Annotated in this window: 23 protein-coding genes and 1 riboswitch; of the genes, 10 read left to right on the top strand and 13 right to left on the bottom strand. The window is 59.8% G+C overall.

Features of this window, described 5'->3' with window-relative positions:
* Positions 1-230 precede the first annotated feature (230 nt).
* The 5 genes from VJ698_RS02010 (at position 231) to VJ698_RS01990 (ending at position 6559) form a co-directional block, all read left to right on the top strand.
* The gene (locus VJ698_RS02010) at positions 231-1505 is read left to right on the top strand and encodes a 2Fe-2S iron-sulfur cluster-binding protein (protein ID WP_324100985.1); all 1275 of its coding nucleotides are present in this window, start codon (positions 231-233) and stop codon (positions 1503-1505) included.
* A gap of 2 nt (positions 1506-1507) precedes the next feature.
* Positions 1508-2092 carry a hypothetical protein gene (locus VJ698_RS02005; RefSeq protein ID WP_324100984.1) on the top strand — a complete coding sequence of 195 codons (585 nt, stop codon included), beginning with the start codon at positions 1508-1510 and terminating at the stop codon, positions 2090-2092.
* Positions 2089-2802, top strand: coding sequence for a cytochrome c3 family protein (locus VJ698_RS02000; RefSeq protein WP_324100983.1), 714 nt, complete (start codon positions 2089-2091; stop codon positions 2800-2802). Before VJ698_RS02005 ends, VJ698_RS02000 begins: the two co-directional genes overlap by 4 nt.
* A 56-nt stretch (positions 2803-2858) precedes the next feature.
* The gene (locus VJ698_RS01995) at positions 2859-3809 is read left to right on the top strand and encodes a cation diffusion facilitator family transporter (protein WP_324100982.1); all 951 of its coding nucleotides are present in this window, start codon (positions 2859-2861) and stop codon (positions 3807-3809) included.
* Positions 3810-4030: 221 nt separating this feature from the next.
* The gene (locus VJ698_RS01990; protein ID WP_324100981.1) at positions 4031-6559 is read left to right on the top strand and encodes a cation-translocating P-type ATPase; all 2529 of its coding nucleotides are present in this window, start codon (positions 4031-4033) and stop codon (positions 6557-6559) included.
* Between the two features lie 273 nt (positions 6560-6832).
* On the opposite strand, the gene VJ698_RS01985 is transcribed toward VJ698_RS01990, so the two are convergent.
* Together VJ698_RS01985 and VJ698_RS01980 are read right to left on the bottom strand one after the other, a co-directional pair.
* Positions 6833-9058 carry a malate synthase G gene (locus VJ698_RS01985; protein ID WP_324100980.1) on the bottom strand — a complete coding sequence of 742 codons (2226 nt, stop codon included), beginning with the start codon at positions 9056-9058 and terminating at the stop codon, positions 6833-6835.
* 81 nt (positions 9059-9139) lie between these two features.
* On the bottom strand, positions 9140-9820 hold the full coding sequence (locus VJ698_RS01980) for a haloacid dehalogenase type II (RefSeq protein WP_324100979.1): 681 nt from the start codon (positions 9818-9820) through the stop codon (positions 9140-9142).
* 566 nt (positions 9821-10386) lie between these two features.
* On the opposite strand from VJ698_RS01980, the gene VJ698_RS01975 reads away from it, so the two are divergent.
* Complete coding sequence (locus tag VJ698_RS01975) at positions 10387-11568, top strand: chromate transporter (protein ID WP_324100978.1); 1182 nt, start codon at positions 10387-10389, stop codon at positions 11566-11568.
* On the opposite strand, the gene dmeF is transcribed toward VJ698_RS01975, so the two are convergent.
* Together dmeF and VJ698_RS01965 are read right to left on the bottom strand one after the other, a co-directional pair.
* A complete protein-coding gene (gene dmeF, locus VJ698_RS01970; RefSeq protein ID WP_324100977.1) occupies positions 11563-12543 on the bottom strand; it encodes a CDF family Co(II)/Ni(II) efflux transporter DmeF in 981 nt (326 codons plus the stop codon). The genes VJ698_RS01975 and dmeF overlap by 6 nt on opposite strands.
* 183 nt (positions 12544-12726) lie before the next feature.
* Positions 12727-13305 carry a TMEM165/GDT1 family protein gene (locus tag VJ698_RS01965; RefSeq protein WP_324100976.1) on the bottom strand — a complete coding sequence of 193 codons (579 nt, stop codon included), beginning with the start codon at positions 13303-13305 and terminating at the stop codon, positions 12727-12729.
* 3 nt (positions 13306-13308) lie between these two features.
* Positions 13309-13482, bottom strand: a riboswitch (yybP-ykoY riboswitch).
* Positions 13483-13793: 311 nt separating this feature from the next.
* Here VJ698_RS01965 and VJ698_RS01960 point away from each other — a divergent pair.
* Positions 13794-14822, top strand: a complete 1029-nt coding sequence (locus VJ698_RS01960) for a catalase family peroxidase (RefSeq protein ID WP_324100975.1) — start codon at positions 13794-13796, stop codon at positions 14820-14822.
* Between the two features lie 69 nt (positions 14823-14891).
* On the opposite strand, the gene VJ698_RS01955 is transcribed toward VJ698_RS01960, so the two are convergent.
* A complete protein-coding gene (locus tag VJ698_RS01955) occupies positions 14892-15173 on the bottom strand; it encodes a KTSC domain-containing protein (protein WP_324100974.1) in 282 nt (93 codons plus the stop codon).
* Between the two features lie 202 nt (positions 15174-15375).
* Here VJ698_RS01955 and VJ698_RS01950 point away from each other — a divergent pair, with 202 nt between their 5' ends.
* Entirely contained in the window at positions 15376-15795 is a 420-nt protein-coding gene (locus VJ698_RS01950) for a glycine zipper 2TM domain-containing protein (RefSeq protein ID WP_324100973.1), read from the top strand.
* A 70-nt stretch (positions 15796-15865) separates the two neighbouring features.
* Here the strand turns inward: VJ698_RS01950 and VJ698_RS01945 are convergent, their stop codons facing one another.
* The 6 genes from VJ698_RS01945 to VJ698_RS01920 all read right to left on the bottom strand — a co-directional run bounded on the left by VJ698_RS01945 (position 15866) and on the right by VJ698_RS01920 (position 22073).
* Entirely contained in the window at positions 15866-16564 is a 699-nt protein-coding gene (locus tag VJ698_RS01945; RefSeq protein WP_324100972.1) for an NAD(P)H-binding protein, read from the bottom strand.
* A gap of 107 nt (positions 16565-16671) precedes the next feature.
* The gene (locus tag VJ698_RS01940) at positions 16672-16959 is read right to left on the bottom strand and encodes an HU family DNA-binding protein (protein WP_324100971.1); all 288 of its coding nucleotides are present in this window, start codon (positions 16957-16959) and stop codon (positions 16672-16674) included.
* A gap of 174 nt (positions 16960-17133) precedes the next feature.
* On the bottom strand, positions 17134-17688 hold the full coding sequence (locus VJ698_RS01935) for a cupin domain-containing protein (protein ID WP_324100970.1): 555 nt from the start codon (positions 17686-17688) through the stop codon (positions 17134-17136).
* Positions 17689-17707: 19 nt separating this feature from the next.
* Positions 17708-18643, bottom strand: a complete 936-nt coding sequence (locus tag VJ698_RS01930) for a thiamine pyrophosphate-dependent enzyme (RefSeq protein WP_324100969.1) — start codon at positions 18641-18643, stop codon at positions 17708-17710.
* Positions 18640-19800 (bottom strand): pyruvate ferredoxin oxidoreductase, encoded by a 1161-nt coding sequence (gene porA / locus VJ698_RS01925; protein ID WP_324100967.1) that lies wholly within the window; start codon positions 19798-19800, stop codon positions 18640-18642. Before porA ends, VJ698_RS01930 begins: the two co-directional genes overlap by 4 nt.
* A complete protein-coding gene (locus VJ698_RS01920; protein WP_324100966.1) occupies positions 19791-22073 on the bottom strand; it encodes a 2-oxoacid:acceptor oxidoreductase family protein in 2283 nt (760 codons plus the stop codon). Before VJ698_RS01920 ends, porA begins: the two co-directional genes overlap by 10 nt.
* Before the next feature lie 313 nt (positions 22074-22386).
* Between VJ698_RS01920 and VJ698_RS01915 the strand changes: the two genes are divergently transcribed.
* Positions 22387-23655 carry an HD-GYP domain-containing protein gene (locus tag VJ698_RS01915; protein ID WP_324100965.1) on the top strand — a complete coding sequence of 423 codons (1269 nt, stop codon included), beginning with the start codon at positions 22387-22389 and terminating at the stop codon, positions 23653-23655.
* Between the two features lie 138 nt (positions 23656-23793).
* On the opposite strand, the gene VJ698_RS01910 is transcribed toward VJ698_RS01915, so the two are convergent.
* Positions 23794-24405: a LysE family translocator gene (locus VJ698_RS01910; RefSeq protein WP_324100964.1), complete on the bottom strand. Its 612-nt coding sequence runs from the start codon at positions 24403-24405 to the stop codon at positions 23794-23796.
* Positions 24406-24541: 136 nt separating this feature from the next.
* On the opposite strand from VJ698_RS01910, the gene gcvA reads away from it, so the two are divergent.
* The gene (gcvA, locus tag VJ698_RS01905; RefSeq protein ID WP_324100963.1) at positions 24542-25480 is read left to right on the top strand and encodes a transcriptional regulator GcvA; all 939 of its coding nucleotides are present in this window, start codon (positions 24542-24544) and stop codon (positions 25478-25480) included.
* 22 nt (positions 25481-25502) lie between these two features.
* On the opposite strand, the gene VJ698_RS01900 is transcribed toward gcvA, so the two are convergent.
* Positions 25503-26135: a class I SAM-dependent methyltransferase gene (locus VJ698_RS01900; protein ID WP_324100962.1), complete on the bottom strand. Its 633-nt coding sequence runs from the start codon at positions 26133-26135 to the stop codon at positions 25503-25505.
* Positions 26136-26164 lie beyond the last annotated feature (29 nt).

The following is a 26164-nucleotide window of genomic DNA, read 5'->3' as shown; positions in this document are numbered from 1 at the left end:
AAGATAGACAAAGTTCTGTTGCGAAAGCCAGCCCGTATGCACCTGGATAACATTGACCTCGATCAAGGAAATGAACACGCCATATTCCTAACATGACATACAGGCTGTCCGCATTGAAAGAAGACAGGCTTTTGCGAATCGTGCAGGCGCAGAGCAAAACGGCTGGTGGAGGCGCGCAACGTCGTATCCCGTGATAGATGTCAGGCGCATGATCGTGCATCAGCGACACCATGACCATTCAACAGCTGTCCTCCTATATCGCATTGGCCATTGCCCTGCAAGTGGCTGCATTCGTCGCTGTCGTTCTCTTTCAAAAATGGCGCGATTATCGCCGGGTCGGATCATCGACAGCGATGGGTTCGGATGCAGCGCCGGCGCAAGACCTGCCACCTGCGTCGGAGGTCCCGGGCTCATGGAGCGGATATCGGGAATTCCGCGTACAACGGAAGGAGTTTGAAGACCGGAACCAATCGATCTGCTCGTTCTACTGCGTGCCGGTCGATGGGCAAGCGCTTCCTCCGTTCAAACCTGGACAATTCCTGACGTTCCGTCTCAATGTGCACACAGGGCGCGACGCCAAGAGCATCGTCCGCTGCTATTCGCTGTCGCATGCGCCCGATCCCGGGTACTACAGGGTGACCATCAAGCGAATGGGGCCACCGCACGGCAAACCGGAATTGCCACCCGGCGTGTCATCAAACTATTTTCATGACCAGGTTGAAGTGGGGACGGTGCTGACTGTTAAAGCGCCATCCGGGCACTTTTACCTGCGGGATGTCGACCAGTCACCGGTCGTTCTCATCGGCGGCGGGATTGGCATTACGCCGATGCTCAGCATGCTGGAAACTACGCTATCCCTTACGCCTGGTCGCGAAGTATGGCTGTTCTACGGCATCCGCAACGGTCGCGAACACATCATGAAAGCGAAGCTGTGCGATCTCGCACAACGACATCCGAACTTCCATCTGCATGTCTGTTACAGCCGCCCGGAACCTGAAGATATTCCTGGCAGAGATTTTCAGCATGCAAGTCATGTCAATATCGGGCTGCTGCGTCAGACGCTCAATCTGCGGCCCTACCACTTCTATATTTGCGGCCCGCGTCAGATGATGGAGTCGCTGGTGCCAGCACTGGCCGATTGGGGCGTCGATCCTGATTGTATCCATTACGAAGCTTTCGGGCCGTCGACTGTACCGAAACTGACGAAAGCATCGAAGGAACCGCCTGCGCCAAGACCAGCGGCGGCTGCCCTGCCCAAAGTGCGCTTCGCCGCGTCAGCAATAGAGCGGCAATGGGACACGCGTGCCGATTCTCTTCTCGAGTTCGCCGAAGACCTTGGCCTGTCCGTTCCATCGGGTTGTCGTGCCGGCAGTTGTGGCAGTTGCCAGACGAAGATTGTGTCGGGTGAGGTCGAGACCTCGAAGGAGCCCGACTTTGATGTCACCACGGGCTGCTGCCTGCTCTGCATCTCCAAACCGAAGTCGGATCTTGTCCTGAGTCTCTGACCATGCCCCATTCCATCTCGGTTTTTCGCAAAGAGGTCCTGCCGTTCATCGCGATGTTCGCAATGCTCATTCTTGCGGCCATCGCAGGAGACGCTCTTTTGCATCGGCTGCAGCTGGTCTGGGTTGGCCGGTATCTCGGCATTCCCGGCACACTCCTGATCCTCGCTTCGTTCGCGTACTCGATGCGCAAGCGCAAGATGATCGCGTCAGGCAATCCCAAGACGTTATTGAGCCTGCACGAGTTCATGACGTGGCTCGGTTCCGTGATGATCCTGGTTCATGCCGGCGTGCACTTCAACGCTATCCTTCCATGGTTAGCGATCGTCGGTATGCTGGTCAATGTCGCCAGCGGCCTGACGGGGAAGTTTCTGCTTGACCGGTCGCGCCGGCATATGGCGGCGATGAAGGAAAGCCTGCTCCGGCGTGGCATGCACGAAGACGAAGTGGAGAAGGAACTGTTCTGGAATGCTGCCGCCGTTGACGCGATGAAGAAATGGCGGGCGCTCCATATTCCGATCACGCTCGCGTTCGCCGTATTTGCGCTCGGCCATATCCTCAGCATCTTCCTGTTCTGGAACTGGAAATGAAAAGCCGCGCATTCCTGTACATCATTCTGGCGAATCTCGCGGTAATTTCCGCGCTCATTTGCGTTTTTCCCCATCTGATGGTGGCTCCGGGAAAACTGTTGAAAGGACATCAGGGCATGGAACAGGATTGCTTCTCCTGCCACAGCAAATTCCTCGGCCCAAAGGCAGAAAAATGCAAGGACTGTCACAAAGTCTCCGACATCGGGGTCGTCACGACAAAGGGACAACCGATTCAAGGTACGACGCGCAAAGTAGCCTTTCACCAGGAATTGATTGAAGACCAGTGCATTGATTGTCACGCGGACCATCAGGGCGTGATGAAATATCGGCAGGGCAAGCAGTTCTCGCATGCGCTCCTTAGGCCCGCCACGAAGAACCAGTGCGAGTCGTGCCATCAAAAGCCGCGCGATTCTCTGCATGAGAAACTGGCGGCGGGATGTGCACAATGCCACGACCAGGACAAGTGGAAGCCCGCCACATTCGAGCATGAAAAGTATTTTGTGCTCGATCGTGACCACAACGCGAGCTGCTCGACCTGCCACCCGAAGAGCAATTTCAGCGAGTACACTTGTTATGGGTGCCACGAGCACACCCCGGCGAAGATCAGAAACGAACACTTGCACGAGGGGATCCGCGACTTTGAGAATTGCGTGAAATGCCATCGCAGCGCCAGCGAGCACGAGGGCGGAGAAGGCGATGATCGCGATTAGGTAGCCTGGATTCCTGCTCCGGGAGCAAGGAAAAACTATCTCACAGAACGCAAGATATGATGTTTGAACAAGCTAACGACGATGTTGAAGCTTCACCAGAAACCCAGGCGCGCCGTGCGGCCGCAGCATCACGCAGCACGTGGGTCAGTGTTTGCGTGAACCTGCTTCTGACGTTGGCCCAGGTTACCGCCGGCGTACTGGCCAAGTCTCAGGGCCTCGTCGCTGATGGCATCCATTCTTTATCTGATCTGATCGCAGATTTCGTCGTCTTGTTCGCCAGCCATCACAGCAAAAGAGAAGCCGACGAAAATCACCATTATGGACATCAACGCTTCGAAACCGCTGCGTCAATGGTCCTCGGGATGTTGTTGCTTTTCGTTGGCCTGGGCATGCTCTGGACCGCGTTTCGCAAACTCGAGGCGCCAGAGATGGTTGAGACTGTGCATATCGCCGCGCTCTGGACCGCTGCAGCAGCACTGACGGCCAAAGAACTATTGTTTCGCTATATGTTGGCGACCGCGAAGCGGGTTAAATCAAGCATGCTGGTCGCAAACGCCTGGCATGCACGGTCCGATGCCGCGTCGTCACTAGTCGTTGGTGTAGGCATTCTTGGTAACCTCGCGGGGTATCCTATTTTTGATCCGATCGCCGCCTTGATTGTTGGATTCATGGTCACCAAAATGGGGTGGGAATTCACTTGGGGCGCGCTCCATGACCTGATGGATCGGGCTGTGGATGCCTCCGAAACGGAGTCCATCCGTGAGACGCTAACCAGAACCCCGGGCGTGCTTGGCATACACGACCTGCGTACCCGCAAGATGGGAGACATGATCGTCGTCGATGTTCATATCGAGGTTGACGCGACTATGACAGTTGAGAAAGGGCATGCGATCGCCGTTGAAGCGCGCCGTCGAGTGTTGCAGCGGCACCGGGTCCTAAATGTGATGACCCATGTTGATCCTTCGAACGATCATGACGAATTCCCTGACAGGCCGCTGGAAGAATAGCGAAGAACTCTATTGCGAAATTCTTGCGTAGCGCGGTTTCTGTCAATGGTGCGCACGTTCTATCATAATTTCGGACATTGCCGAGCGATAACCGAACGGACTGGCCTGGAGCGCACAAGGCAACTCCCCTACAATGATTAGTAAGCGCAACGACCGTGTGTGCTTTGGAAGCATCCGCTGAAGCCCAACTCCTTCTTCAAAGCATGACCCACGACCACTACATGACACAGGGCCTGACGACCGACGAGGCAGCAGAGCGTTTGCAGAAAGACGGATACAACGAGCTTCCTGCCAGGGGAAAACGGACGGCGGCGCATATTCTGCTGGAAGTTGCACGGGAGCCGATGTTCGCGCTGCTGATCGCGGCGGGCACGATCTATCTCCTTCTCGGAAGCACCAACGATGCACTCATGCTTCTCGGCTTTGTTTTCGTTTCAATGGGGATCACCATCTACCAGGAGCACAAGACGGAGCGCGTCCTGGAAACGCTGCGCGACCTGTCCAGCCCACGTGCGCTTGTCATTCGCCAGGGCGAGCAGATGCGCATTCCGGGACGTGAGGTTGTGAAAGGCGACCTGCTGGTGCTTGAAGAGGGTGACAGAATTGCTGCCGATGGCGTTCTCATGGAAGCCCATGATCTGCTCATCGACGAATCCTTGCTGACCGGGGAGTCTGTCGCGGTATCCAAGCAAGTCATGAATCCGGCCTCCCAGCCTTCTGGTGAGGAGCGAGGAACAGACTCGCCCTACCGCATCTTTTCCGGATCAATGATCGTACAGGGTGGAGGGCTGGCGCAGGTGACTGCAGTCGGAGGAGCGACCGAAATCGGAAAGATCGGTCGCGCACTACAGTCGCTGGAGACTGAGAGGAGCCCGCTCCAGGTCGAGATTGCCTTGCTGGTAAAACGCTTTGCCTATCTGGGCGTTGCGGTGTCACTCATGGTGTTCTTGTTATACGGTTGGACACGACATGACTGGCTGAACGGACTGCTTGCCGGAATCACGCTCGCGATGTCTGTCCTGCCGGAGGAGTTTACCGTGATCCTCACCGTGTTCATGGCGCTCGGCGCATGGCGAATATCGAAGAAACAGGTGCTGACTCGCCACACCCCGGTGATCGAGGCACTGGGCTCCGCCACTGTCCTGTGCGTGGACAAGACAGGGACTCTCACCCAAAATCGCATGTCGGTCAAAACACTTGCCGCACAGGGCGCGCGCTTCGAGGTCGATCACGTCAAACCGGAATCACTGGCTGATCCGGCACGCCTGCTCCTGAAATATGCCACTCTTGCCAGCGAGACAAATCCGTTCGACCCGATGGAAAAGGCCATCCATGCTGCCGCGGCAAGGTTTGGCCAGACTGCGACTTTGCATGGCCATGGCGGAGCAATCGTCCACGAGTATCCCTTGACATCGGAACTCATGGCCATGACCCATGTATGGCGCTTTGCCACCATACCGGAATATGTCGTGGCAACCAAAGGCGCACCGGAATCGGTGATCCGGCTTTGCCGGCTCGGCGAAGATGACGCCAAAGCCATTCTCCAGGAGACGCAACAGCTCGCAACCCAAGGGATGCGCGTCCTGGGCGTGGCAATGGCCAGGCATGATGGCGATGATTGGCCGACGAGTCCGATGGAATTTTCGTTTGAATGGTTAGGGCTTGTCGGACTTGCCGATCCGGTGCGCGCCGAAGTGCCGCAGGCAGTGGCTGAATGCCATGATGCCGGCATTCGCGTTGTCATGATCACGGGCGATTATGCAGCGACAGCACAAGCAATTGCCAAAGAGGCGGGCTTGCCGCATGCGAGAGTTGTGACCGGACCGGAGCTGGATGAGATGGACGATCGCCAGCTGGAAACCCTGGTTGCGGATGTCCATGTCTTCGCCAGAGTCCGCCCGGAACAGAAGCTTCGCCTGGTCAAGGCATTCAAGTCGAGAAGGGATATTGTTGCCATGACGGGCGACGGCGTCAACGACGCCCCCGCGCTCAAGGCGGCGCATATCGGCATCAGCATGGGACAGCGCGGAACCGACGTGGCACGGGAAGCCTCGTCACTGGTGCTCCTGGAGGACAACTTTGCCTCGATTGTTCATGCAATCCGGCTGGGCCGGCGAATTTACGAAAACCTGCGCAAGGCAATGACATACATCGTTGCCGTGCACCTGCCCATCGCCGGCATGACGCTGCTTCCGCTCTTGTTTGGTACGCCGCTTGCACTCGCTCCCGTGCATATCGTTTTCCTGGAAATGATCATCAATCCCGCGTGTGCGGTCGTGTTCGAGAACGAAGCAACAGATAGCCAGGTAATGAAGCGACCACCGCGAAGTCCTCACGAGCGACTTTTTGGAATGCGCGTCGTTTTCCTGGCCGTTCTACAGGGGCTCGGATTGCTGACAGCAGTAGCAGCGGTGTTTTTCTCCGGGATGCGTCATGGACTTGGCGATAGCGAAGTCCGTGCATTGGCGTTCACCTGCCTCGTCGTGGGCAACCTGATCCTTATTGTCGTCAACAGATCGGCGGCGCGCTCCATGTTTGCGACCTTGCGCATCCCAAATGCTGCGCAGTGGTGGATCATTGCCGGAACAGGCGTCACGCTTACGGCTGTATTGCTGATTCCAGCATTACAGAGAATATTTCATTTCGCTCCGGTGCATCTGAATGATTTTGCAGTTCCGGCACTTGCATCTGCCATGACGCTTGTATGGTTCGAGGCACTGAAACAGGTCTTCAATCACCGTGGCCAGTAGATCGTCCAGATAGTGACGTGCAGTGCGCTGCGCGCACCATTACAGCGTTGGCAAGACATTGATGCTGCATGATCGACAGTCGAGGCATTGGCGGGTCTCGCTTCGCTCAACCCACACTCCTATCCTTTATCCATCAGCATTATCTGGATGATTTACCAGTTCAATGCGGCCTTGCCGAAACCGGAAGGCACGATATATCAGTTGCGGCGCGCCAAAGAAAAATCCCCTGCAGCATGAGGTCTGCAGGGGATTCCGATTACTGCTTCAGGCAGATCAGGCTTGCGCAGCCTTCACTTTCTGGCGCCATGCATGCAGCAGCGGCTCGGTGTAGCCGCTGGGCTGCTCGATGCCCTTGAAGATCAGGTCGCGCGCAGCACGGAAGGCGAAGGACGCTTCATACTCGGGCGCCATCGGCTTGTAGGCCGGATCGCCGGCGTTCTGCTTGTCGACCACCTTGGCCATGCGCTGCAGGGTCTTGTGAACCTGGTCGGCGTTGACGATGCCATGCAGCAGCCAGTTGGCGATGTGCTGGCTGGAGATGCGCAGCGTGGCGCGGTCTTCCATCAGGCCGATGTTATGGATGTCCGGCACCTTGGAGCAGCCGACACCCTGGTCGACCCAGCGCACCACGTAGCCGAGGATGCCCTGGCAGTTGTTGTCCAGTTCCTGCTGGATCTCTTCAGCGGACCAGTTCGGCTTGGCGACGACCGGAATCTGCAGCAGGTCGTTGAGCAGGCGCTCGATCTCAGCCGGCGCGTCGATCTTCGCCAGTTCCTTCTGCACCGCGAACACATCGACTTGATGGTAGTGCAGCGCATGCAGGGTTGCCGCGGTGGGCGAGGGCACCCATGCGGTGTTGGCGCCGGTCTTCGGATGCCCGATCTTCTGCTCCATCATCGCCGCCATCAGGTCGGGCATGGCCCACATGCCCTTGCCGATCTGTGCGCGGCCGGACAGGCCACAGGACAGGCCCGTCAGCACGTTGCTGCGCTCATAGGCCTGCAGCCAGGCGCTGGTCTTCATGTCGCCCTTGCGCATCATCGGGCCGGCCACCATGGCGGTGTGCATCTCGTCGCCGGTGCGATCGAGGAAACCGGTGTTGATGAAGGCGATGCGCGCTTCGGCTTCCTTGATGCATGCCTTGAGATTGACGCTGGTACGACGCTCTTCGTCCATGATGCCGAGCTTGACCGTGTTGGCGTTCAGGCCGAGCAAGGCTTCGACGCGGCCGAACAGTTCATTGGCAAAGGCGACTTCCGCCGGACCGTGCATCTTCGGCTTGACGATATACACCGAGCCGGTGCGCGAGTTGCAGATAGCCTGGCCTTCCTTGCGCTTCAGGTCGTGCAGCGCGATCGCGACAGTGACGACCGCATCCATGATGCCTTCCGGGATTTCCTTGCCATTGTCCAGCAGGATCGCGGGATTGGTCATCAGGTGACCAACATTGCGAACGAACAGCAGCGCGCGGCCGTGCATGGTCACCACGCCGTCCTTCGCGTCCGCTGCGCCGACACCAGCGGTGTATTGACGATCGGGGTTCAGCGCGCGCTCGAAGGTCTTGTCGCCCTTGGTGACCGTTTCCACCAGCGTGCCCTGCAGGATGCCCAGCCAGTTGTCATAGGCGAGGACCTTGTCTTCGGCGTCCACTGCGGCGACCGAGTCTTCCAGGTCAAGAATGGTCGACAGCGCTGCTTCGATGATGACATCGCAGACGCCTGCGGCATCCTGGCCGCCGATCTTCGTGGAACGATCGATCCGGATCTCGACGTGCAGGCCGTTGTTCTTCAGCAGAATGGACGTCGGGTTTTCCGCATCGCCCTGATAGCCGATGAACTTGTTTTCATCCCTCAGGCCAGAGGTGCTGCCGTCCTTCAGGGTGACGACCAGCTTGCCGTCCACGACGCGGTAAGCGGTCGAGTCGATGTGCGAACCCTTGGCCAGGGGCGCGGTACGGTCGAGCACATAGCGCGCGTATTCGATGACCTTGGCGCCGCGCACGGGGTTGTAGCCCTCGCCCTTCTTGCCGACCTTGGTTGCACCGTTGGTCTCGGGCAGCACATCCGTGCCGTAAAGGGCGTCATACAGCGAGCCCCAGCGCGCGTTGGCGGCGTTCAGCGCATAGCGTGCGTTAAGGATCGGCACCACCAATTGCGGGCCGGCCTGCAGGGCCAGTTCGGCATCGACATTGGCCGTGGTCGACTGCACATCCTTCGGTGCCGGCAACAGGTACCCGATCGATTCCAGGAATGCGCGATAGGCCGGCATGTTCTTGATCGGGCCGGGATGGGCGCGATGCCATTGATCCATTTCGGTCTGGATGCGGTCACGTTCTGCCAGCAGCGCTGCATTCTTCGGCGCCAGGTCGTGAGCGATCGCATCGAAGCCCTTCCAGAACGTGGCGCTGGAGATGCCGGTGCCCGGCAAAACCTTGTCTTCGATGAAGCGGTAAAGAAGCGTATCGACCTGGAGTCGGTGGCAAGCGGTGCGTGCAGTCATGACGTAGTCCTTGAATGTTGATGTGACAAAAACAGAAAGCAAAATAATCGTTGAAGCAAAACCAAATCCTGTGCGCAGCGATTATGCCTGTTCGCGTGCGACGAAGGCGAGCAGATCATTCAGCGAACTTCCTTCGCCGTGCGGCGTGACGCCGAGTTCTTCCAGCGGGGCGCCGGCGCGGTTGACCCAGAACGTCTTGTAGCCAAACCAGCTTGCGCCGCAAATATCCCAGCAGTTGCCGGATACGAAAAGGATGTTCCTCGCGCCGGCGCCAAATATATCAGTACCGATCTGGTATGCCTCCGGCGCGGTCTTGTATTTCTGGACGCTGTCGACGGACAGCACATGGGAAAACAGCGTCTGCATGCCGGCCGCCTTCACGACTGCATCCAGCATCTGGGAATTGCCGTTGGACAGGATGGCAAGCGGGATGCCTTGCTCGCGCAACTGGCGCAGGACTTCTACGCTCTCCGGAAACGGCGGCAGCTTCGCGTACTGCGCCATCAGCGCCTGTTGTGCATCGAGCGTCAGATTGAGGCCGAGCTTTCTGCAGCTGAAAACGAGCGCGTCCTGCGTCACCTCCCAGAACGGCTTGTAGGTAGAGCACATCGTTCGAAGGTGGGTGTATTCGATCTGCTTGACGCGCCACAGCGCCGTCAAGGCGTCGCCCTTGCCGGGGAAAAGCTTGTCCGCCAGACGGCTGATCGAATACACATCGAACAAGGTGCCGTAAGCGTCGAAAATGATTGCCTGGATTGCCACTCACGCACTCGTCGCGGGGAAAAATGATTGCACCGAGTATATGTGATCAAAAAGTAGGTTAGTCGCAAGCTTTTGTCACTTTATTTGTGAGTTTTAGTAAAAGATCGATGATTTGCGGAGGCTGCCCGAGATGCAGGGATCTGCATGGCAATGATGACGTCGCGCGATTCAGGCATGAAGAGCGATCGGGCTGCAGGGAAGCACCGTGTATCCGCAGGACTTATTCAGTCTTCAATGCGTTGCAGCCAAATGCATGTTGGCAAAGCTGGCTTGCGGGGAGCAAAAATGACATTATTAACGTTGTGACATCATGTAGACTTATTTGAATGACATCAGAGACACCCGAGCCCCTGCTGGTGGCAAGCCTCGCGACCACGGGTGCGGCGGCGAGAATGCGGCGCTGGTGCATGCATCGGATGTCGGCGACCTGATCAATCCGGAAGCGTCCGGATTCGAAGCCATTCTCTCCGGCGCCCGTGTGCGCCTGCCCGACGACGACGCGCTGCTGAACGAATTCACCGCGTCCTCGATTTACTGCATGTCCATTACAGCGAGGAGAGTCCACCATGAACGATGCCCCCGGCACCCCCAGGTATACGCTCTGGCAAATGGTCATGTACATGCTGCGATTGGGCGCGCTCGGGTTCGGCGGGCCGGTAGCGCTCGTCGGATACATGCTCCGGGACCTGGTGGAAGACCGCCAATGGATTACCCAGGACGACTACAAGGAGGGACTGGCGCTGGCCCAGCTGGCGCCCGGGCCATTGGCCGCCCAGCTCGGCATTTATCTGGGTTACGTGCACTATCGCATTCGCGGCGCGACACTGGCCGGAATTGCCTTTGTTCTGCCGTCATTTCTCATGGTGGTGGCACTGGGATGGGCGTATACGCGCTTCGGCGGCCTGTCCTGGATGCAGGCGGTGTTCTATGGTGTGGGCGCCGCGGTCATTGGCATTATCGCGATCAGCGCAAAGAAACTCACTGAAAAGAGCATCAGGAAGGACAAGCTGCTTTGGGCCATCTACCTTCTGCTTGTCGTCGTCACCGTCACGACCGAATCCGAAGTCGCATGGCTGTTCATTGCATCAGGCATCCTCGTGTGGTTCCTGCGGGCGCCGCCACAATGGCTCAAAAAAGGTAACCTGAACGCTGCTGCGCTCGCACAGGCCACCATGCCCTCCATGACAGCAGGATGGCTCGGCACCATCGACGTATCCCTGCTCGCGCAGATCGCGCTGTTCTTTGGAAAGGCGGGAACATTTGTTTTCGGCTCCGGCCTGGCTATCGTACCGTTCCTCTATGGTGGCGTGGTGCAACAGCATCACTGGCTCAACGACAAGCAGTTCGTGGACGCGGTTGCCGTCGCCATGATTACGCCGGGCCCGGTGGTCATCACCGTCGGTTTCATCGGTTATCTGATTGCCGGACTTGCGGGCGCCACCGTGGCTGCACTGGCCACGTTTATCCCGTGCTACCTGTTCACCATCATCCCGGCGCCCTACTTCAAGAAATACGGAAAATTGCCGGCAGTGACCGCGTTCGTGGACGGCATCACGGCCGCGGCGATCGGCGCCATCACGGGGTCCGTCATCGTACTGGCGCGCCGCTCGATTGTCGACCTGCCGACCGCACTCATCGCGCTGGCCGTCGTTGCCATGCTGTGGCGCTTCCGGAAACTGCAGGAGCCGATCGTCATCGCGGCGGCGGCGCTCGCAGGGCTGGCGCTTTATCCGCTCATGCATTCATGAAGAAGCCCTTCGACGATGGTGAATTTCGACCGTGGAATGCACGATCTCTTCGTGAACCGCCAGCCGGTCGCGAATCTGATTTGCCGTAAGGTCCGGATCTGAAGTGACGATGCTCAAGGCGCACGAGTATGCTTGCCTGCCGACGCGCCAGACGTGCAAATCCACCAGGGTCGTTTCTCCGGACTTCACGTCGTCCTCGATCACCTCGCGAATTTCCTCGACGACAGGCGCATCCATCTCCCGGTCCAGCAACACCTTGCCAGTATCGGCCATCAGACTCTTCGCCCATACCGCAACCAATACTGCGCCGACGATACCCATCACCGGATCAAGCCAAGCCCAGCCGTATAACCAGCCGCCGAGCAGTGCGGCAATGGCAAGGACCGACGTGGCGGCATCCGCAATGACGTGGACATAGGCAGACCTGAGATTGAGGTCGTGATGGTGATGGCCGTCTTCGGCGTGACCGTGATGATGCCCATGGTCGTGGCCATGGTCGCCGTGATGGTGAGCGTCGCCAAGAATGAATGCGCAGACAATATTCACGATCAGGCCAATCGCCGCGATGACTATGGCTTCGCGATAGTGGATGGGCTGCGGCGACAGGATTCGCTCAACGGAGCTGAATGCCATCAAGGCGGCAATACCGAGCAGGAACACTGCGCTCGTATAGCCGGCAAGTATCTCGATCTTCCAGGTGCCGAACGCGAACCGTGTGTCTTTCGCGTACTTGCGGGCAGCGGAGTAGGCAAAGGCGCTCAGCCCGATGGCAAGGGCATGGGAACTCATGTGCCAGCCGTCGGCCAGCAGCGCCATTGAATTGAACCACCATCCGGCAGCAATTTCGACGACCATCATGGCTGCGGTAATCCACATGACGAGGCGCGTACCCCGTTCGGCAGCCCGACTGCCTTCGTCGAAGATATGGTCGTGAATCCAGGCGGAGAGCCCGTCGTCGTGTCTTGTGTCGCTCATAGGAGTCCTTCATGTTGCGTCGGTTTGTTTGCCGGCCGGTGCGCTTTCGCGCTGCATGCGTACGTTATGGATTTGATGACGTGATGGCCGTCTATTTTTGACTTGCCCACGCCTCGTTAGGCATGCGCATGCAACCAGCGAGTATCAGCAGCGTCGCGAGTGTATCGGTCAGTCACGATCTGGTCAAAAGCCGAACTTCGCACCGGCACCAAATAGCGTGGCGATGCCCAGCAAGGCAAAGATTGCCGCAGCAATCGAATGCACCAGCTTCATCGGAATCCTGGACGCCAGCTTGTCTCCCACGAAGACTGCCGGCACGTCTGCCAGCAACATGCCCAGTGTAGTGCCGGCGACCACGAGCAACGGACTGCCGTAATGCGCCGCCATCGCCACCGTTGCGATCTGTGTTTTGTCGCCCATTTCAGCCAGGAAGAACGTGACCAGGGTGGCGCCAAACACTCCGAATTTCTTCGCAACCTGCGTTTCCTCTTCCTCGATCTTGTCGGGAATGAGAGTCCAGATCGCCATGCCGATGAAGGAAACCCCAAGGATCCAGCGCAGAATTTCAGGGCTGACCGTGGCGGTAATCCACGCGCCCAATGCGCCGGCAAGTCCGTGGTTCACGATAGTCGCCGCGAGAATGCCCGCAATGATGGGAAGAGGTTTCTTGAAGCGCGCGGCAAGGATGAATGCGAGAAGCTGGGTCTTGTCGCCAATTTCTGCGAGAGCAACGACCCCGGTCGAGACGAGGAGAGATTCCATATCAGTTCCATGGCCGGGCGAAAGACAAATGACCACAACGCCACCCCGGCCAAATCGGGGCGTTGTGGTCAAAGGTCTTGCCAGGTACGGGAACTGCTGACGCCATGGCCTGCGGGCCAAGTATGTTGACGTCAGCCTCTTCGCGACGAAGAGCGGCTACTCCCCAATGACGGCGCAATCTTACCATCTAAAGAAGGACAAGAACAATATCATCACGGCAAGCAATCATGGAGGATTGTGAGCACGCGAAAATGCGACAGCTTGATGCCATGGAATTGCTGTACCAGAGACAGGCAGCTCCTTCCTTGATTGATTTTGCGCACTGCCGGCACCGAAGACTATGGCACGATAAGCGTCGTTCGCCGTCATATTCGACATCGCATTCTGATTTCATGTTTGCATTGCTGTCGTCGAGAACTCGCCATTGCTTGTATGGCGAGAGAACACGGGCTTATCACTGCGCCGCGGGAATGACCTTGAGGAGACTTATGCCAATGCAAGCGAGAGGACGCATCACGCATGGAAAGAACGCTGCCCTGGCGGCAGCTGTCGTTTCATTAGGCCTCGGAGCAGCACTCCCGGCGGTTGCCGACAGCACAGTGACAGCCGGGCAAGTCGTCCAGGCACTTGAGGACAGCTTTGGCGCCCACCATGGCGAACGGCGCAACCATATCAAGGGCACCTGCGCGCGGGGCGAATTCGTTGGGAACCCGGAAATTGCACGTTACAGTCGCTCAGCATTATTTACCGGCAAACCGGTTCCTGTCGTGGCACGTTTCTCCGTCGCCGGAGGAAATCCCAATGCGCCTGACACCGCCAAATCACCGAGGGGCATGGCATTGGAGTTCCGTCTTCCGCAAGGGCACCTGCAACACATGACGATGATCAATACCCCGGTTTTCGGTGCTGCATCGCCGAAGACTTTCTTCGATCTCACCGTCGCTACGCGACCCGACCCCAAAACCGGTAAGCCGGACCCGGAAAAGGTCAAGGCGTTTCAGGCCAGCCATCCGGATAACAGGGAACAGGCGCAGTTCCTGGAAACGCACAACCCGCCAGTGAGCTACGCGAACAGCTCTTACTTTGGGATCCACACCTTCAAATTTATCAGCCAGGACAACAAGACGACCCTGGTGCGCTGGCAATTTGTTCCTCAGGACGGCGAAAAAAGACTCTCCAGCGAGGAGATGAAAACGGCGGGACCAAACTTCCTGCAGCCAGCATTGATCCGCCGAACACAGCAAGGTCCGGTCCGTTGGGACATGGTTGTCGCCATCGGTGAGCCTAGCGATCCGCAAGACAACCCTACGCTCGCCTGGCCCGCGACACGTCAAAAGATCAAGGCCGGCGTACTGACGATCAACGCCGCCATGCCGCAAAAAGGCGCGGAGTGCGAGCCCATCAACTATGATCCCCTGGTGATGTCTGATGGCATCGCGCCGACCAACGACCCGGTATTGCTCTTTCGATCCCCTTCCTACGCCGTGTCTGCAGGCAAACATCTTTCCGGTCAATGAGCGCGTTCGTTGCGCTGCAGTGCGCCCGCGATGCCCGAGAAAAATGTGTAATTTATTCCTTGGCAGGCCCTAAGTACCCGCATCATCCTTGGGCGCCTTGAACAGATCCTCAAGCGCCTGCGATTTCCCCTGGGGCTGGACTCGTCCCCGACGCCCTGGGAATTCCTCCTCGATGTTGTCGCGATAGAAGCTCCAGGCGACACCGGACGTCGAGAAGCGGCGCCACAGTTCGGCACCGACGCCTGAATAGTCGATTGCGCTGCCATCATCGAATTCGACCCGAAGAATGCGCTCGCGGGAATCGTAACCGATGGCGCGCAATTTTCCGGCATTAATCTTTTTCATCTCCATGATTGACTCCGTATGTGGCGATGGTTGCCCGCCTCCGGTCGCAAAACGTCGAGGAAAACGCTCTTCACGCGACCTGTTGATCGAGCATACCGCAAGCCTGTTACAAATGCTTGCGAACGAAACGCTCCGGCCACACATCGGAGGCCGCGCAGCCATTACGCTGCAAAGCTGCGGATTTTTCCGCATGGAATTGGAGTGAACTATGCAATTATTGAAACACGCTTATCAATTCGGAGCCGCGGCGCTCGCCGCCGCTTTTATCCTCGCCGCGCCTGCGCAGGCTGCCTGCCGCTCCTGCGGCACCATTATCTCGCAGCACACCTATGAACAGCCGGCAGCCCACGGCACCGGAGCAGGCGCAGTCGGCGGTGCGCTCGTCGGCGGCCTGCTCGGCAACCAGGTCGGCAAGGGCAACGGCCGCACACTTGCGACGGTCGCCGGTGCGGTTGGCGGCGGCTTTGCGGGCAACGCCGTCGAAAAACGTATGCGCTCCCACGTTGTCACGCGCGTGACCGTCCGCATGCCCAACGGCCGCGTGCGCACGGTGACGGAAGCTGGCGGAACGCGCTGGGCTAACGGCGCGCATGTGCGCATCGTTCACAATCGCCTCGTGGCAGCCTGAACCATCGCACGGCGATCAAGGCTAGTCATCATGATGGCTGCCTAGTCAGGAGGGGCAATGCAGACCGTCGCTAGGCCGAGGATTGCATGGCGCCGGAAAGCAAGACCTCCCTCCCCTGCGCCAGCGGCACACGCGTGAGCAGTGCCGCGGCGACGTCATCCGCCGCAATCGGCTTGAAATTGGCGGGAATGAACGGCCTCAGCCATGCGCCGGCACGCATCATGAACTTCTCGCCACTGCGCATCGGCTGGCCAAGCGCTTCCCGGTCGCCAGTGAGGAGCGAGGGTCGCGCAATCACGAGAGCGTCGAAACCCATCGCAGAAAGCGCATCTTCCATTTCGCCTTTCACCCGATTATAGAAAATGGACGAACGCGCATTGGCGCCCATTGCGCTTACGACGCCCAGACGTGTGGCTCCGGCTGCCTGCGCTGCGCGCGCAACGGCCAGGCTGGCATCGAAGTCTACGGCGCGAAATGCGGCCTGGCTGCCGGCTATCTTGATGGTCGTGCCAAGCGCGAGGTAGACCTCATCGACCGGGGGCAGCGGAGGCAAGGCGGCAAAGTCGACCACATGCGAAATCAGTTTGAGATGCTGCAAGGTCAGCGGACGCCGGCCCAATGCATGCACCGCCGCGACCGATGCATCGGCGAGCAGCCCTTGCAGGATCGCGCGTCCGACAAGGCCTGTGGCGCCTGCCAGCACTACCGTTCGAGCACTTGGTTCGGATGCTTGAGTTGAGCTTGCCGCTGCAGGAACGGGCTTGTCCATGGGATGGTGTTGACCTTCATTGAGAGACTATGCTGCAGGTGCTTGCGCTGTCTTGATCAACATCTGGTGGAGAGAATTGCCGGGAGCTTGCGCTCCCGGTACTGCATTTACTTGACCTTCACTTTCGCCACTTGCAGCTTGAGTGCCGGAGCTGCCTTGAAGCGTACGGTCTTCGAGGCCTTGATCTTGAGCTTTTCGCCAGTCATCGGATTGCGGCCGGTGCGCGCTGCGCGCTCTGCCACGGTGAACGTGCCCAGGTCCGGGAACGAGAAACGTCCTTCCTTCTTCAGGCCTGCACCGACGAAACCGAACAGCTGTTCGACGACTTCCTTGGCCTTGACCTTGGTCAGATCGTGGTCGACTGCAATTTGGTTGATGATCTCTGCCTTGTTCATTACCTACTCCATGAAAAACACCTTTATTGGTGCAGGCGAAAATATACTTCAGCAACATGCTCCACGTCTATCGCTGCGCGCACTGTGTTGAAGCAATTCGACTCAAAGACGCGGTAAAAGCTTGCCTTCCTGCGGGATGCGCAGAAGAGACGGCGTTGATGGGGGACGTCCGCTTCAGGAACTGACGACGGCGAGCATGCGCGCCGGCCCCGCTCCCACGCCATGGAAGGTATGCGGCCGCGACGAGTTCAGGTAGGCGCTATCGCCCTTTTCAAGCCGGTAGCTGCGGCCGTCGTAAAACAGCTCGACCACGCCTTCGACCACGTACACGAACTCCTGCCCGTCATGCGTGATCGCCGCGCCCTGCGGCACATTGGGGTCGAAGGTGAGGAGAAACGGCTCCATCACGTGCCCGGCCGTGCCTGGCCGGGTCAGCGAGCTGTAGGCATAGCTCTGCTCGGTATCGCCCTGCTCTCCCGAGAACGACTCTCCCGACCGGCAGATGGTCAGCATCTCGGTCACTGTCGCGCCGCCATGCAGCAGGCCTTCCATCTTTGAGCCGAAGACGCGCGAGAGCTGGATCACCGCGCCGATCGACGGTACCGCGTCTCCGCATTCGAACGCACGCAGGCGCTCCGCTTCAATGCCGGTCAGCTTGCTCACTTGCTCCACCGTCAGCTCCTGCGCTTCGCGCATTTTCTGGATGCGCTCTCCGACATATTTACGCACGGTTCCCCCCCTGGTTGAATCACACGCCGCGCCTGGCCGGGACAATGCGGCCGGACAGCGCGCGCAGGTTCTGCCAGTAACGATCGATGTCAGGCCGCAGGTCGGCCGCGGTCAGTCCCGATTTCTGGAAGCGGCGTTGCAGCGACAAATACATGTCCAGCGCTTCGTCGGAAAAATCCGGTTCGATATTGATCACGTAGCGCCTGCCGTCGAACACTTCGAACACCGGGAAGAACCCGGAACGCACTGCGAGGCGCACCAGCTCGATGCCCAGCGCCGGTTCGGACTTCCAGCCGGTAGGACAGGGCGACAGCACATGCAGGAAGCGGAAGCCCTTCAGATCCAGGGCGTAGCGCAGCTTGCGCAAGGTATCGTCCGCATGCGCCAGAGACATTGAGGCGGCGTAGGGAATCCGGTGCGCAGCCATGATGGCGACGATGTCCTTTTTCTGCTCCGGCTTGCCGTTGGGCGTATTGGTCGTCACCGCGCCATGCGGCGTGGCGGACGAACGCTGGCCGCCGGTATTGCCATAGATCTCGTTGTCGTAGCAGATGTAGAGCACGTCTTCGTTGCGCTCGGCTGCTGCCGACAGGCTGGCGAATCCGATGTCGTAAGTGCCGCCGTCACCACCGAGGCATATCACTCGCGTGTCTTCGCCGTTGAGCATGGCCACGCTGGCCGCGCCGCTGGCAGCGGCTGGGGCAGACGCGAAGGTAGTCAGCAGTGTCGGTACGCCAAAGGTGCTCTGCGGGAAGAGGCCCGCCGCGACGGCAGCGCAGGATGCAGGAATGACCAGCTGCACCTGCCGGTCCGCAATCGCGCGGCGCATCATCTGCAGCAGGTTCGACATGCCGCAGCCGCCGCAGTTGGTGTTGCCCGGGCGCAGAATGGGCTGGGCACGATCGAGCGGGGTCTGCGCCATGCCGCACAGGAGCGGTTCGTTGACCATGTTCATACGGCCTCCACCAGCGCCGGCCGGCCTGCATGCTGGCGCACGTCCATGTCGGCCAGGATGTTATCGATGTGTTCGGGGCGCAGGTCGCCGCCGCCCACGCCTGCCATGTAGCTCTGCACGATCGCGCCTGGATCGGCCAGGCCGCGCACCTCGCCCCACAGCACGCCGCCAAAACCGAGGCTGATGTCGCGGTCGATGACGGCAATCTTGTTCTTGCCGGCGAACCATTTCCTGATCGCTTCTACCGGCAGTGGCCGGAACAGGCGCACGCGGATGGCGCCAATACGCCGCCCCTTGGCGCGCAACGCATCGACCACACGCTCCGCGGTGGATCCAATGGTGCCCATGGAAACGATCAGCACTTCCGCATCTTCCGCCCGATACGGCACGACCGGGTCTGGCAGGCGCCGTCCGAACACTTCCGCGAACGACTTCTCGATTTCGCCGTACACGCCAGGCACGGCGAGCAAGGCGTTATGGTGCTGCAGGCGATGCATCTCGGTCAGGTGCGGCACTTCCATCTGGCCGAGCGAATGCGGCGTCTCGCCGAGACGGTGCGGAATGGCGGCGGGTGGCAGGAAACTGTCCACCTGCTCCTGCGTCGGCACCTTGATCTGCGCCACGGTGTGCGACAGGATGAAGCCTTCCATGCAGACCATGGCCGGCATCATGATGCGCTTGTCCTCGGCGAGGCGGAATGCGCACAGCACCGTGTCGAACAGCTCCTGGTTGTCGGCGCAATAGAACTGGATCCATCCGTGATCGCGCAGCATCAGTGAATCGCCATGGTCGGCCCAGATGTTCCACGGCGGGCCGATGGTGCGGTTGGCTACAGCCATGACGATGGGAAGCCGCAGGCCGGCGGCGGCGATGCAGTTTTCCGCCATGTAGGCCAGGCCGTTGGACGAGGTCGCGGTGAAGGTGCGCGCGCCGGCGCCGGCCGCGCCGATGCACACGCCCATCGCGCTGTGCTCGCTCTCGACGCGGATGACCTTGCCTTTTTCGATCGTCTGCCCGCACAGGTATTCCATGCACTCGGTGGAGGGCGTGATCGGATAGACGCCGCTGCAGAAGCCGCGGCCGGTGCGATTGGCGCGTCCCGCGAGCGTGGCCGCCAGCGCGGCGGCATGATTGGCGCTGATGAGTTCTAGCGACATATGCTGGCCTCCCGCTGGTTCTTGTTGATCATCTCCATCGCGCTGCGCGGGCATTCCGCCACGCACATACCGCAGCCCTTGCAGAATTCTTCATCGACGCGATAGCCGTCCTCGGCGCGAAAGATCACGCCTTCGGGGCAGTAGACGAGGCAGGTGTCGCAGTTCGTGCAATGGCCGCAGGAGAAGCAGCGGTCGGCCTCTTCCGGGCCGGCCAGGCCGAGGTTGTATTCCACGAAGCTGCTCCGGCGTGCCGGTGCCGGCAGATGCTTGTCCTTGTGTGGCGCAGCCACTTCGAAGTGCGAAAACCGTACTTGCGCGGGAGCGACCGGATTCGTAGCAGGCCCGCTCGCCATCGTCTCGCCCGTCAATGCCTGCAGCGCAGCGCGGCGACCGTTGCCGATGGCGTGCGTCACGGTGCCGTCGCCCGTCGCGCAATCGCCGGCAAACCAGACGCTCAGCGGCTGATCGCCTTGCCACGCGCGTCCGTTGCGCATTTCCCAGGTCGCGGGCAACAGTTCCTTGTCCGCTTGCTGACCCAGTGCCAGCAAAACCTTGTCGCAGGAGACATTCAGGATGCGATCAGTCACCACAGGGCGTCGTCGCCCGCTCTCGTCCGGCGGACCCGGTTCCACTTCGGCCAGGACCACGCCGTCGACGGCGTCATTGCCGGTGAAGCCGACCGGCTGGCGGTGCAGCACGAGACGCACGCCTTCATCTTCGGCGTCTTCGATTTCCTCCCTGATGGCGGGCATCTCTTCACGCCCGCGCCGGTACACGAGTTTGACCGAGACGGCTCCGCAGCGCAGCGCACTGCGCGCACAGTCGATCGCGGTATTGCCGCCGCCGACCACCACGACATGGCCGTGCACGGCGACACCGCCTTGCTTGACGCGATCGAGGAATTCGAGCCCCTGCTCCACGCCGGCCAGATGCGCACTGCCAGCGCCCAGAGAGGTCGGCGGTCCGAAGCCGGTGCATATCACCACGCCATCGTAAACCTCGGCCAGCGCAGCCAGTTCGTCACCACGCAGCGCCCGATTGCATTCCGCTTTCACGCCCAGCGAAAGGATGCGTTCGATGTCGCGATTCAACACTTCCATCGGAAGGCGAAATGCCGGAATGCCGTTGCGCAGCACGCCACCCAGCGCAGGCCCGGCCTCGTAAATCGTGACCGCATGGCCGAGCAGCGCTAGCTGGTACGCAGCCGACAGGCCGGCCGGCCCACCGCCGACAATCGCGAAGCGCTGGCGCAGCGCCGGCGTCTTCTGCGCGGGCTTCCATGCCGACTGGTCGCCTATCCAGCGCTCCAGGCTGCGGATATTGACGGCGCCGTCGAACGCGCCGCGGTTGCATTCCTTCATGCAGGGCGCGGGGCAGACGCGGCCGCACACCGATGGCAGTGCCTGGGTGCGCATGAGAATGGCGGCAGCGGCTTGCAGTCCGTCGCTTTTCAGCGCCTGAATGAATCCCACGATGTCATTGCCTGCGGGGCAGGCGACGTTGCAGGGCGCGGCATGTTCACGATAGGCCGGCGCCTGGTTGCTCCATGTCCCGGTCTTGAGCGTTGCCGGGATATCGTGAGTATGTTCGCGCATCGGCACCACGTCCGCAGGTACAGCCGCGGCAACTGGCGCTTCCACGATGTCGGCTGCGTGATCCGCCTCCCTGATGCTGACACGCTCCCACGCGTCGCGCGCCGCATCCAGGTCGTCGCTCAGCCCCATCGACGCATAGGTCTTTTCCAGTACTGCCAGCGGAATGCCCAGCATCCGTGCATAAGCGCCGAGCATCGTGGTGTTGATGATCACGACGGAACTGCTGCCGATGCCATGCTCGCGCGCGATGTCGGTCGCATCGACCACGCCGAACTGATAGTGCGCAAAGCGCCCGGTATAGCTCTGCAGGCTGGCGTGTGAATTGAGCAGAAGGACGGCGCCGGCGGATGCGCCGGAGAGGATCTGGTCGCCCATCAGCCCTTCGTCGAGCACCAGCAAATGGTCCGGGCGATAGACCTTGTTGCGATTGGTGATGGGAACGTGATCGACCCGAGTGTAGGCCTGCACCGGCGCGCCGGAGCGCTCGCTGCCGTAGTCCCCGAAGGTCTGTACGTGCAAGCCCATCTGCGTGTACATCGCCGCGATCAGTTTTGCACAGGTGACGCCACCTTGCCCGCCCCGGCCGTGAACCCGGACTTCCAGTGGCAACGATAGCCCGCCCGGCACGTCGACGGTATCCGTCCGTGCAGGGGAGGCGGAATTGGTCCGTTGCTCCATTGATGCCTCCACACCTTTTCTTAAAAGGCTTGACCTCGGAATCGGTTGCATCTCTCAAGGACGCATTCCGGTCCGCTTGTGGCGGGCCGGAATATCGCACCGGCGTTCGGCCTGCGCGATTGTGGTCAATTGCAACATTACGCTTGGGCGAGGTTTCAGCCAACGCCAACTTTTCCGGAAAGCGATCCAGATCAATTTTCCCGTCTTCTTGCCGGCGTGCCGACGCCATATGCATGCCGCCCTGAAAATTTTTTTTCGATTGCGCTGTCTGTTCCTGCAGGTGCTATACCCTGCCGGGCCCCGAGGAACGGTCATGAACGCATTCAACAGGCAGACCGCCATTCGCATTGCCGCCGTCAGCGTCCTGCTGGCAGCAATCGCCAGTCCCACTGCGTGGCTGGTTGCCCACGGCAATGCAGAACAGGCGACCGTATCGCTTGCCATGGAAGAGTCGCGGCGCCTGCTGCACTTGCACCATTTCCAGGCCGCCGCGCTGGATTCGTCCGATGCAGGAAAATACGCAAGCAAGGCGGCAGACGCCCTTGCCGGCGGCTTGTTCGACATTGCCGAGATCTACAACGGGCAGGGAGAGAAGCTGGCCCTTGCCATGACGGAAGATGGCCAGACCGTCGAAGCACAACTGCCGCCGCACCTGAAACCCAGCTATACAACGCCTTCGTCTGAAAGTTTCAGGCTGAAGGACGGGCGCTGGATCCTGCGGGTATTTGTCCCGCTGAAGGCAGGATCGAGCGACGCGCCCGGACCGATTGCCGGGTATTTTGAAGGCGTACGCGTCGTCTCGGCCTGGCAGCGTGTGCAAATACTGTCGACAGCCCTCAACGCCGCGCTCATGGTCGGCCTGGCGTCCTTGCTGTGCGGCGCTGCCATCTATCCCGTCGTCGTCCATCTGTCGCGCGAGAACGAACTCAAGGCCCGGGAGATCCTTGACTCGCACGTATCACTGATGGAAGCGCTCGGACGTGCCATCGCCAAGCGCGATTCGGATACCGGAACGCACAACTTCCGGGTCGCCTGGATCGCGGCGCGTATTGCGGAGCGTCTCGGCGTGCGCGGAAAATCGATGCAATCCTTGATCGTCGGTAGCTTTTTGCACGACATCGGGAAAGTCAGCATACCGGATGCCATCCTGAGAAAACCCGGCGGACTCGACGCCGAGGAGTCCGAGATCATGCACACGCATGTCACGCAGGGGGAAGATATTGTGCAGGGTATCGGCTGGATGGACGAAGCCAAGGCCATCGTCGCGGGCCATCATGAAAAGTGGGATGGTTCAGGTTACCCCCGCAAGCTCTCGGGCAATGCCATTCCGCTTTCTGCCCGCATATTCGCCCTCGCCGATGTCTTCGACGCCCTCTGCTCGCGGCGGCCGTACAAGGCGCCGATGGACTTTGAAAAGGTGATGGCGATCCTGGAAAAGGATACGGGGACGCATTTCGACCCCGGCGTGATGGATGCCTTCCGGCCTATTGCACGGGAAGTGTTCGACCGGCTTGCACAATGCACACCAGAACAGACACAGCAACTGCTTGAGGAGCGCATCCGACTGCATTTTGGCATCTGAGCATATCGCAGTCAGCACCACGTCAATGCTGATTTCAGCGTGGCGTGACGATCAGTTTGAAAGTAAGGAGATCCACGCTGAGCCTTGCGGCGTTATAAAAAAAGCTCGACGGGACGAACGTGACCAGGCGCCACCGCATCAGGCGTGAAGCGGGAGCACGGCTCCGATGGCAACAAAGATGCCGCCGCAGACGCGATTGAAGCGCCGCCCGACGCGTCCTAACCAGGGGCGAACCCGATTCGCCGCGCTCGCCATGGCGTATTCGGCGAGGAATTCCGTCGCCGTGTAAGTTGCAGCTACTGTCGCAAACTGTGGCAGCAAGTCGCGGTGCGGGTCGATGAACTGCGGCAGAAATGCGCTGAAGAAAAGCAGGGCCTTGGGGTTGGTCGCCGCTGACAGAAAACCCTGGCGAAAGAGCCGCCAGCCGTTGATTTCGGCCGGTTCGGTACGGACCGCGACGACAATCGGGGGTGAGTGCCAGACCTGGATGCCGAGCCAGATAAGGTAGGCGCCGCCGACCCATTTCAGCACGGTGAGCCAAACAATGGACGACTTGATCAGCGCGCCGATGCCAAACATGCAGAGCGCGATGATCGCAACAAACCCCAGGACTCCGCCAGCAATCGTGAACAAGGTCTTGCGGTTTCCATGCAGCGCGCCGTGGGTGAGCACGAGCAGGCTGTTCGGACCCGGCGACAGCGACAATCCGATTGAGGTCACGAGGAATACAAGCCATGTGTCGAACTGCATCGTTGCTTCTCCAATAACGTCAAAAAATGAACGCCGCTTTCGCGGCTGATTCCAGATATTGCGGCCGGCCGGTCTTGCTGACAAATCATTTGTCGTCACATAATGCGTGAATATTACTCACACATCCGACACTCCCATGTTCGACCGCCTTCCTCCAATGCAAACACTGCGTGCCTTTGAAGCTGCCGGACGGCTATTGAGCATGACGCTGGCTGCGGAAGAATTGCACGTTACCCACGGCGCGGTGAGCAGGCATATCAAGACGCTCGAAAACCATCTTGGCGTCGCACTCTTCCGGCGCATGACCCGCCGCATCGTCCTGACCGAAGCGGGGGCTGTGTTTCTGGTCGCCGTGACCCGTCTGCTGGGAGAGCTGACACGTGAAGCGGAACGCCTTCGCTCGCAGGACAGCGTGGCGCGCCTGACGATCAGCACCAGCGTTTCGTTTGCAAGCAAATGGCTGGCGCCGCGCCTGCACCGGCTGAAGGCACGCCACCCGGAACTCGACATCCATCTCGACGTGACCGATGCCAATGTCGATCTGGACGACGGGCAGGCCGATGCAGCCATACGCTACGGCGGGGGCCACTATCCACGCGTTCTCGCCGAGCGGATACTGGAAGAAACCGTGACGCCGGTTTGCAGTCCCGACTATCGCGCGCAAATGGGTGGGCTGCCCTTCCCTGCAAGCCTTGTCGCTTGCACGCTGCTGCACGAGGACCGCATGCTGGCCAACTGGGAACAATGGTTTGCGCTGGCCGGCGTAGACAAGGTGCGCAGCGGTCGCGGCCCGGCCTATCGAGGCCCGGCCTATCGAGGCCCGGCCTATAGCCATGGGAGCATGGCGATCGAGGCAGCCATTCGCGGTGAAGGCGTGGCGCTGGGGCGCAGCGCGCTGGTGGCGGATGACATAGCCGCCGGACGCCTGGTCGCGCCATTTCCGCAGCTCCGGCTCAAGGCAGAGCGCGGCTACGATCTCGTCTATCGCATCGGAAACCGGGACGATCCCAAGGTGCGCGCCCTGCGCGACTGGTTGGCTGACGAGATCCGGTTGTTTGTCTCGGGCGCAGATTGAACGACGGCCAGCCAAGCGGCGCTCAATCTCGCATCCCTGCCTTCCTTGCCACAATGAAGACCGCCTTGTTTTTCCCCGGTCGCCATTGGCGATCAATGGCAAACCCCGCTCGGGTCAGGCTGTCTTCCAGCTCTCTTGCGGATAACACCTTGATCAAAGGGAGCAAACCGAAAAATCCGGCCACCGGCGCCACGATTCGGAAAAGCATCGCCATGTCACGAAGGCAAACCGTGCTGCTGACGAAAACACCTCCAGGCTTGAGCATGGTATGAATCCGGGCAATGGTCTCATCCCGGTCATCGAGAAGATGCAGGAGATTAAGTGCCAACACGGCGTCCAGGGATTGCGCCGGCGCGCCAAGCTCTTCGATGCTAGCGTGTTTGAAGGTGACATTGCCGATATTGCCTGCCTTCGCCTTGCCTTGGGCAATGTCGATCATCTTCGAAGAGATATCGATCGCATGGATGTGTTTCACATACGGCGCGTGTGCAATGGCAGTCGATCCTGTGCCGCAGCCGATTTCCAGCACCTCCATATCCGGCCGAAAATACTCGCGCGTGAGTTGCAGTTTCTTTTGGTACGCAGCTTCATCCCGCACGGGCATCTTTGCGTAGCGTTCCGCCACCCTGTCCCAGAATCTGGCTGACTGTTTCATTGCGGCCCTGTTGTGTTTTGATCTGCAAA

This window comes from Noviherbaspirillum sp., from assembly GCF_035254685.1.
In the GTDB taxonomy this organism is placed as follows: Bacteria; Pseudomonadota; Gammaproteobacteria; order Burkholderiales; family Burkholderiaceae_D; genus Noviherbaspirillum.
Note: the sequence above shows the minus strand (reverse complement) of the source record. Positions and strands in the feature narration are given on the sequence as shown.

What these genes read in the sequence shown, in the direction of transcription:
- VJ698_RS02010 (WP_324100985.1), top strand. Translation starts at nt 231, where the DNA reads ATGACCATTCAACAGCTGTCCTCCTATATCGCATTGGCCATTGCCCTG.
- VJ698_RS02005 (WP_324100984.1), top strand. Translation starts at nt 1,508, where the DNA reads ATGCCCCATTCCATCTCGGTTTTTCGCAAAGAGGTCCTGCCGTTCATC.
- VJ698_RS02000 (WP_324100983.1), top strand. Translation starts at nt 2,089, where the DNA reads ATGAAAAGCCGCGCATTCCTGTACATCATTCTGGCGAATCTCGCGGTA.
- VJ698_RS01995 (WP_324100982.1), top strand. Translation starts at nt 2,859, where the DNA reads ATGATGTTTGAACAAGCTAACGACGATGTTGAAGCTTCACCAGAAACC.
- VJ698_RS01990 (WP_324100981.1), top strand. Translation starts at nt 4,031, where the DNA reads ATGACACAGGGCCTGACGACCGACGAGGCAGCAGAGCGTTTGCAGAAA.
- VJ698_RS01985 (WP_324100980.1), bottom strand. Translation starts at nt 9,058, where the DNA reads ATGACTGCACGCACCGCTTGCCACCGACTCCAGGTCGATACGCTTCTT.
- VJ698_RS01975 (WP_324100978.1), top strand. Translation starts at nt 10,387, where the DNA reads ATGAACGATGCCCCCGGCACCCCCAGGTATACGCTCTGGCAAATGGTC.
- dmeF (WP_324100977.1), bottom strand. Translation starts at nt 12,543, where the DNA reads ATGAGCGACACAAGACACGACGACGGGCTCTCCGCCTGGATTCACGAC.
- VJ698_RS01965 (WP_324100976.1), bottom strand. Translation starts at nt 13,305, where the DNA reads ATGGAATCTCTCCTCGTCTCGACCGGGGTCGTTGCTCTCGCAGAAATT.
- VJ698_RS01960 (WP_324100975.1), top strand. Translation starts at nt 13,794, where the DNA reads ATGCCAATGCAAGCGAGAGGACGCATCACGCATGGAAAGAACGCTGCC.
- VJ698_RS01955 (WP_324100974.1), bottom strand. Translation starts at nt 15,173, where the DNA reads ATGGAGATGAAAAAGATTAATGCCGGAAAATTGCGCGCCATCGGTTAC.
- VJ698_RS01950 (WP_324100973.1), top strand. Translation starts at nt 15,376, where the DNA reads ATGCAATTATTGAAACACGCTTATCAATTCGGAGCCGCGGCGCTCGCC.
- VJ698_RS01945 (WP_324100972.1), bottom strand. Translation starts at nt 16,564, where the DNA reads ATGGACAAGCCCGTTCCTGCAGCGGCAAGCTCAACTCAAGCATCCGAA.
- VJ698_RS01940 (WP_324100971.1), bottom strand. Translation starts at nt 16,959, where the DNA reads ATGAACAAGGCAGAGATCATCAACCAAATTGCAGTCGACCACGATCTG.
- VJ698_RS01930 (WP_324100969.1), bottom strand. Translation starts at nt 18,643, where the DNA reads ATGAACATGGTCAACGAACCGCTCCTGTGCGGCATGGCGCAGACCCCG.
- porA (WP_324100967.1), bottom strand. Translation starts at nt 19,800, where the DNA reads ATGTCGCTAGAACTCATCAGCGCCAATCATGCCGCCGCGCTGGCGGCC.
- VJ698_RS01920 (WP_324100966.1), bottom strand. Translation starts at nt 22,073, where the DNA reads ATGGAGCAACGGACCAATTCCGCCTCCCCTGCACGGACGGATACCGTC.
- VJ698_RS01915 (WP_324100965.1), top strand. Translation starts at nt 22,387, where the DNA reads ATGAACGCATTCAACAGGCAGACCGCCATTCGCATTGCCGCCGTCAGC.
- VJ698_RS01910 (WP_324100964.1), bottom strand. Translation starts at nt 24,405, where the DNA reads ATGCAGTTCGACACATGGCTTGTATTCCTCGTGACCTCAATCGGATTG.
- gcvA (WP_324100963.1), top strand. Translation starts at nt 24,542, where the DNA reads ATGTTCGACCGCCTTCCTCCAATGCAAACACTGCGTGCCTTTGAAGCT.
- VJ698_RS01900 (WP_324100962.1), bottom strand. Translation starts at nt 26,135, where the DNA reads ATGAAACAGTCAGCCAGATTCTGGGACAGGGTGGCGGAACGCTACGCA.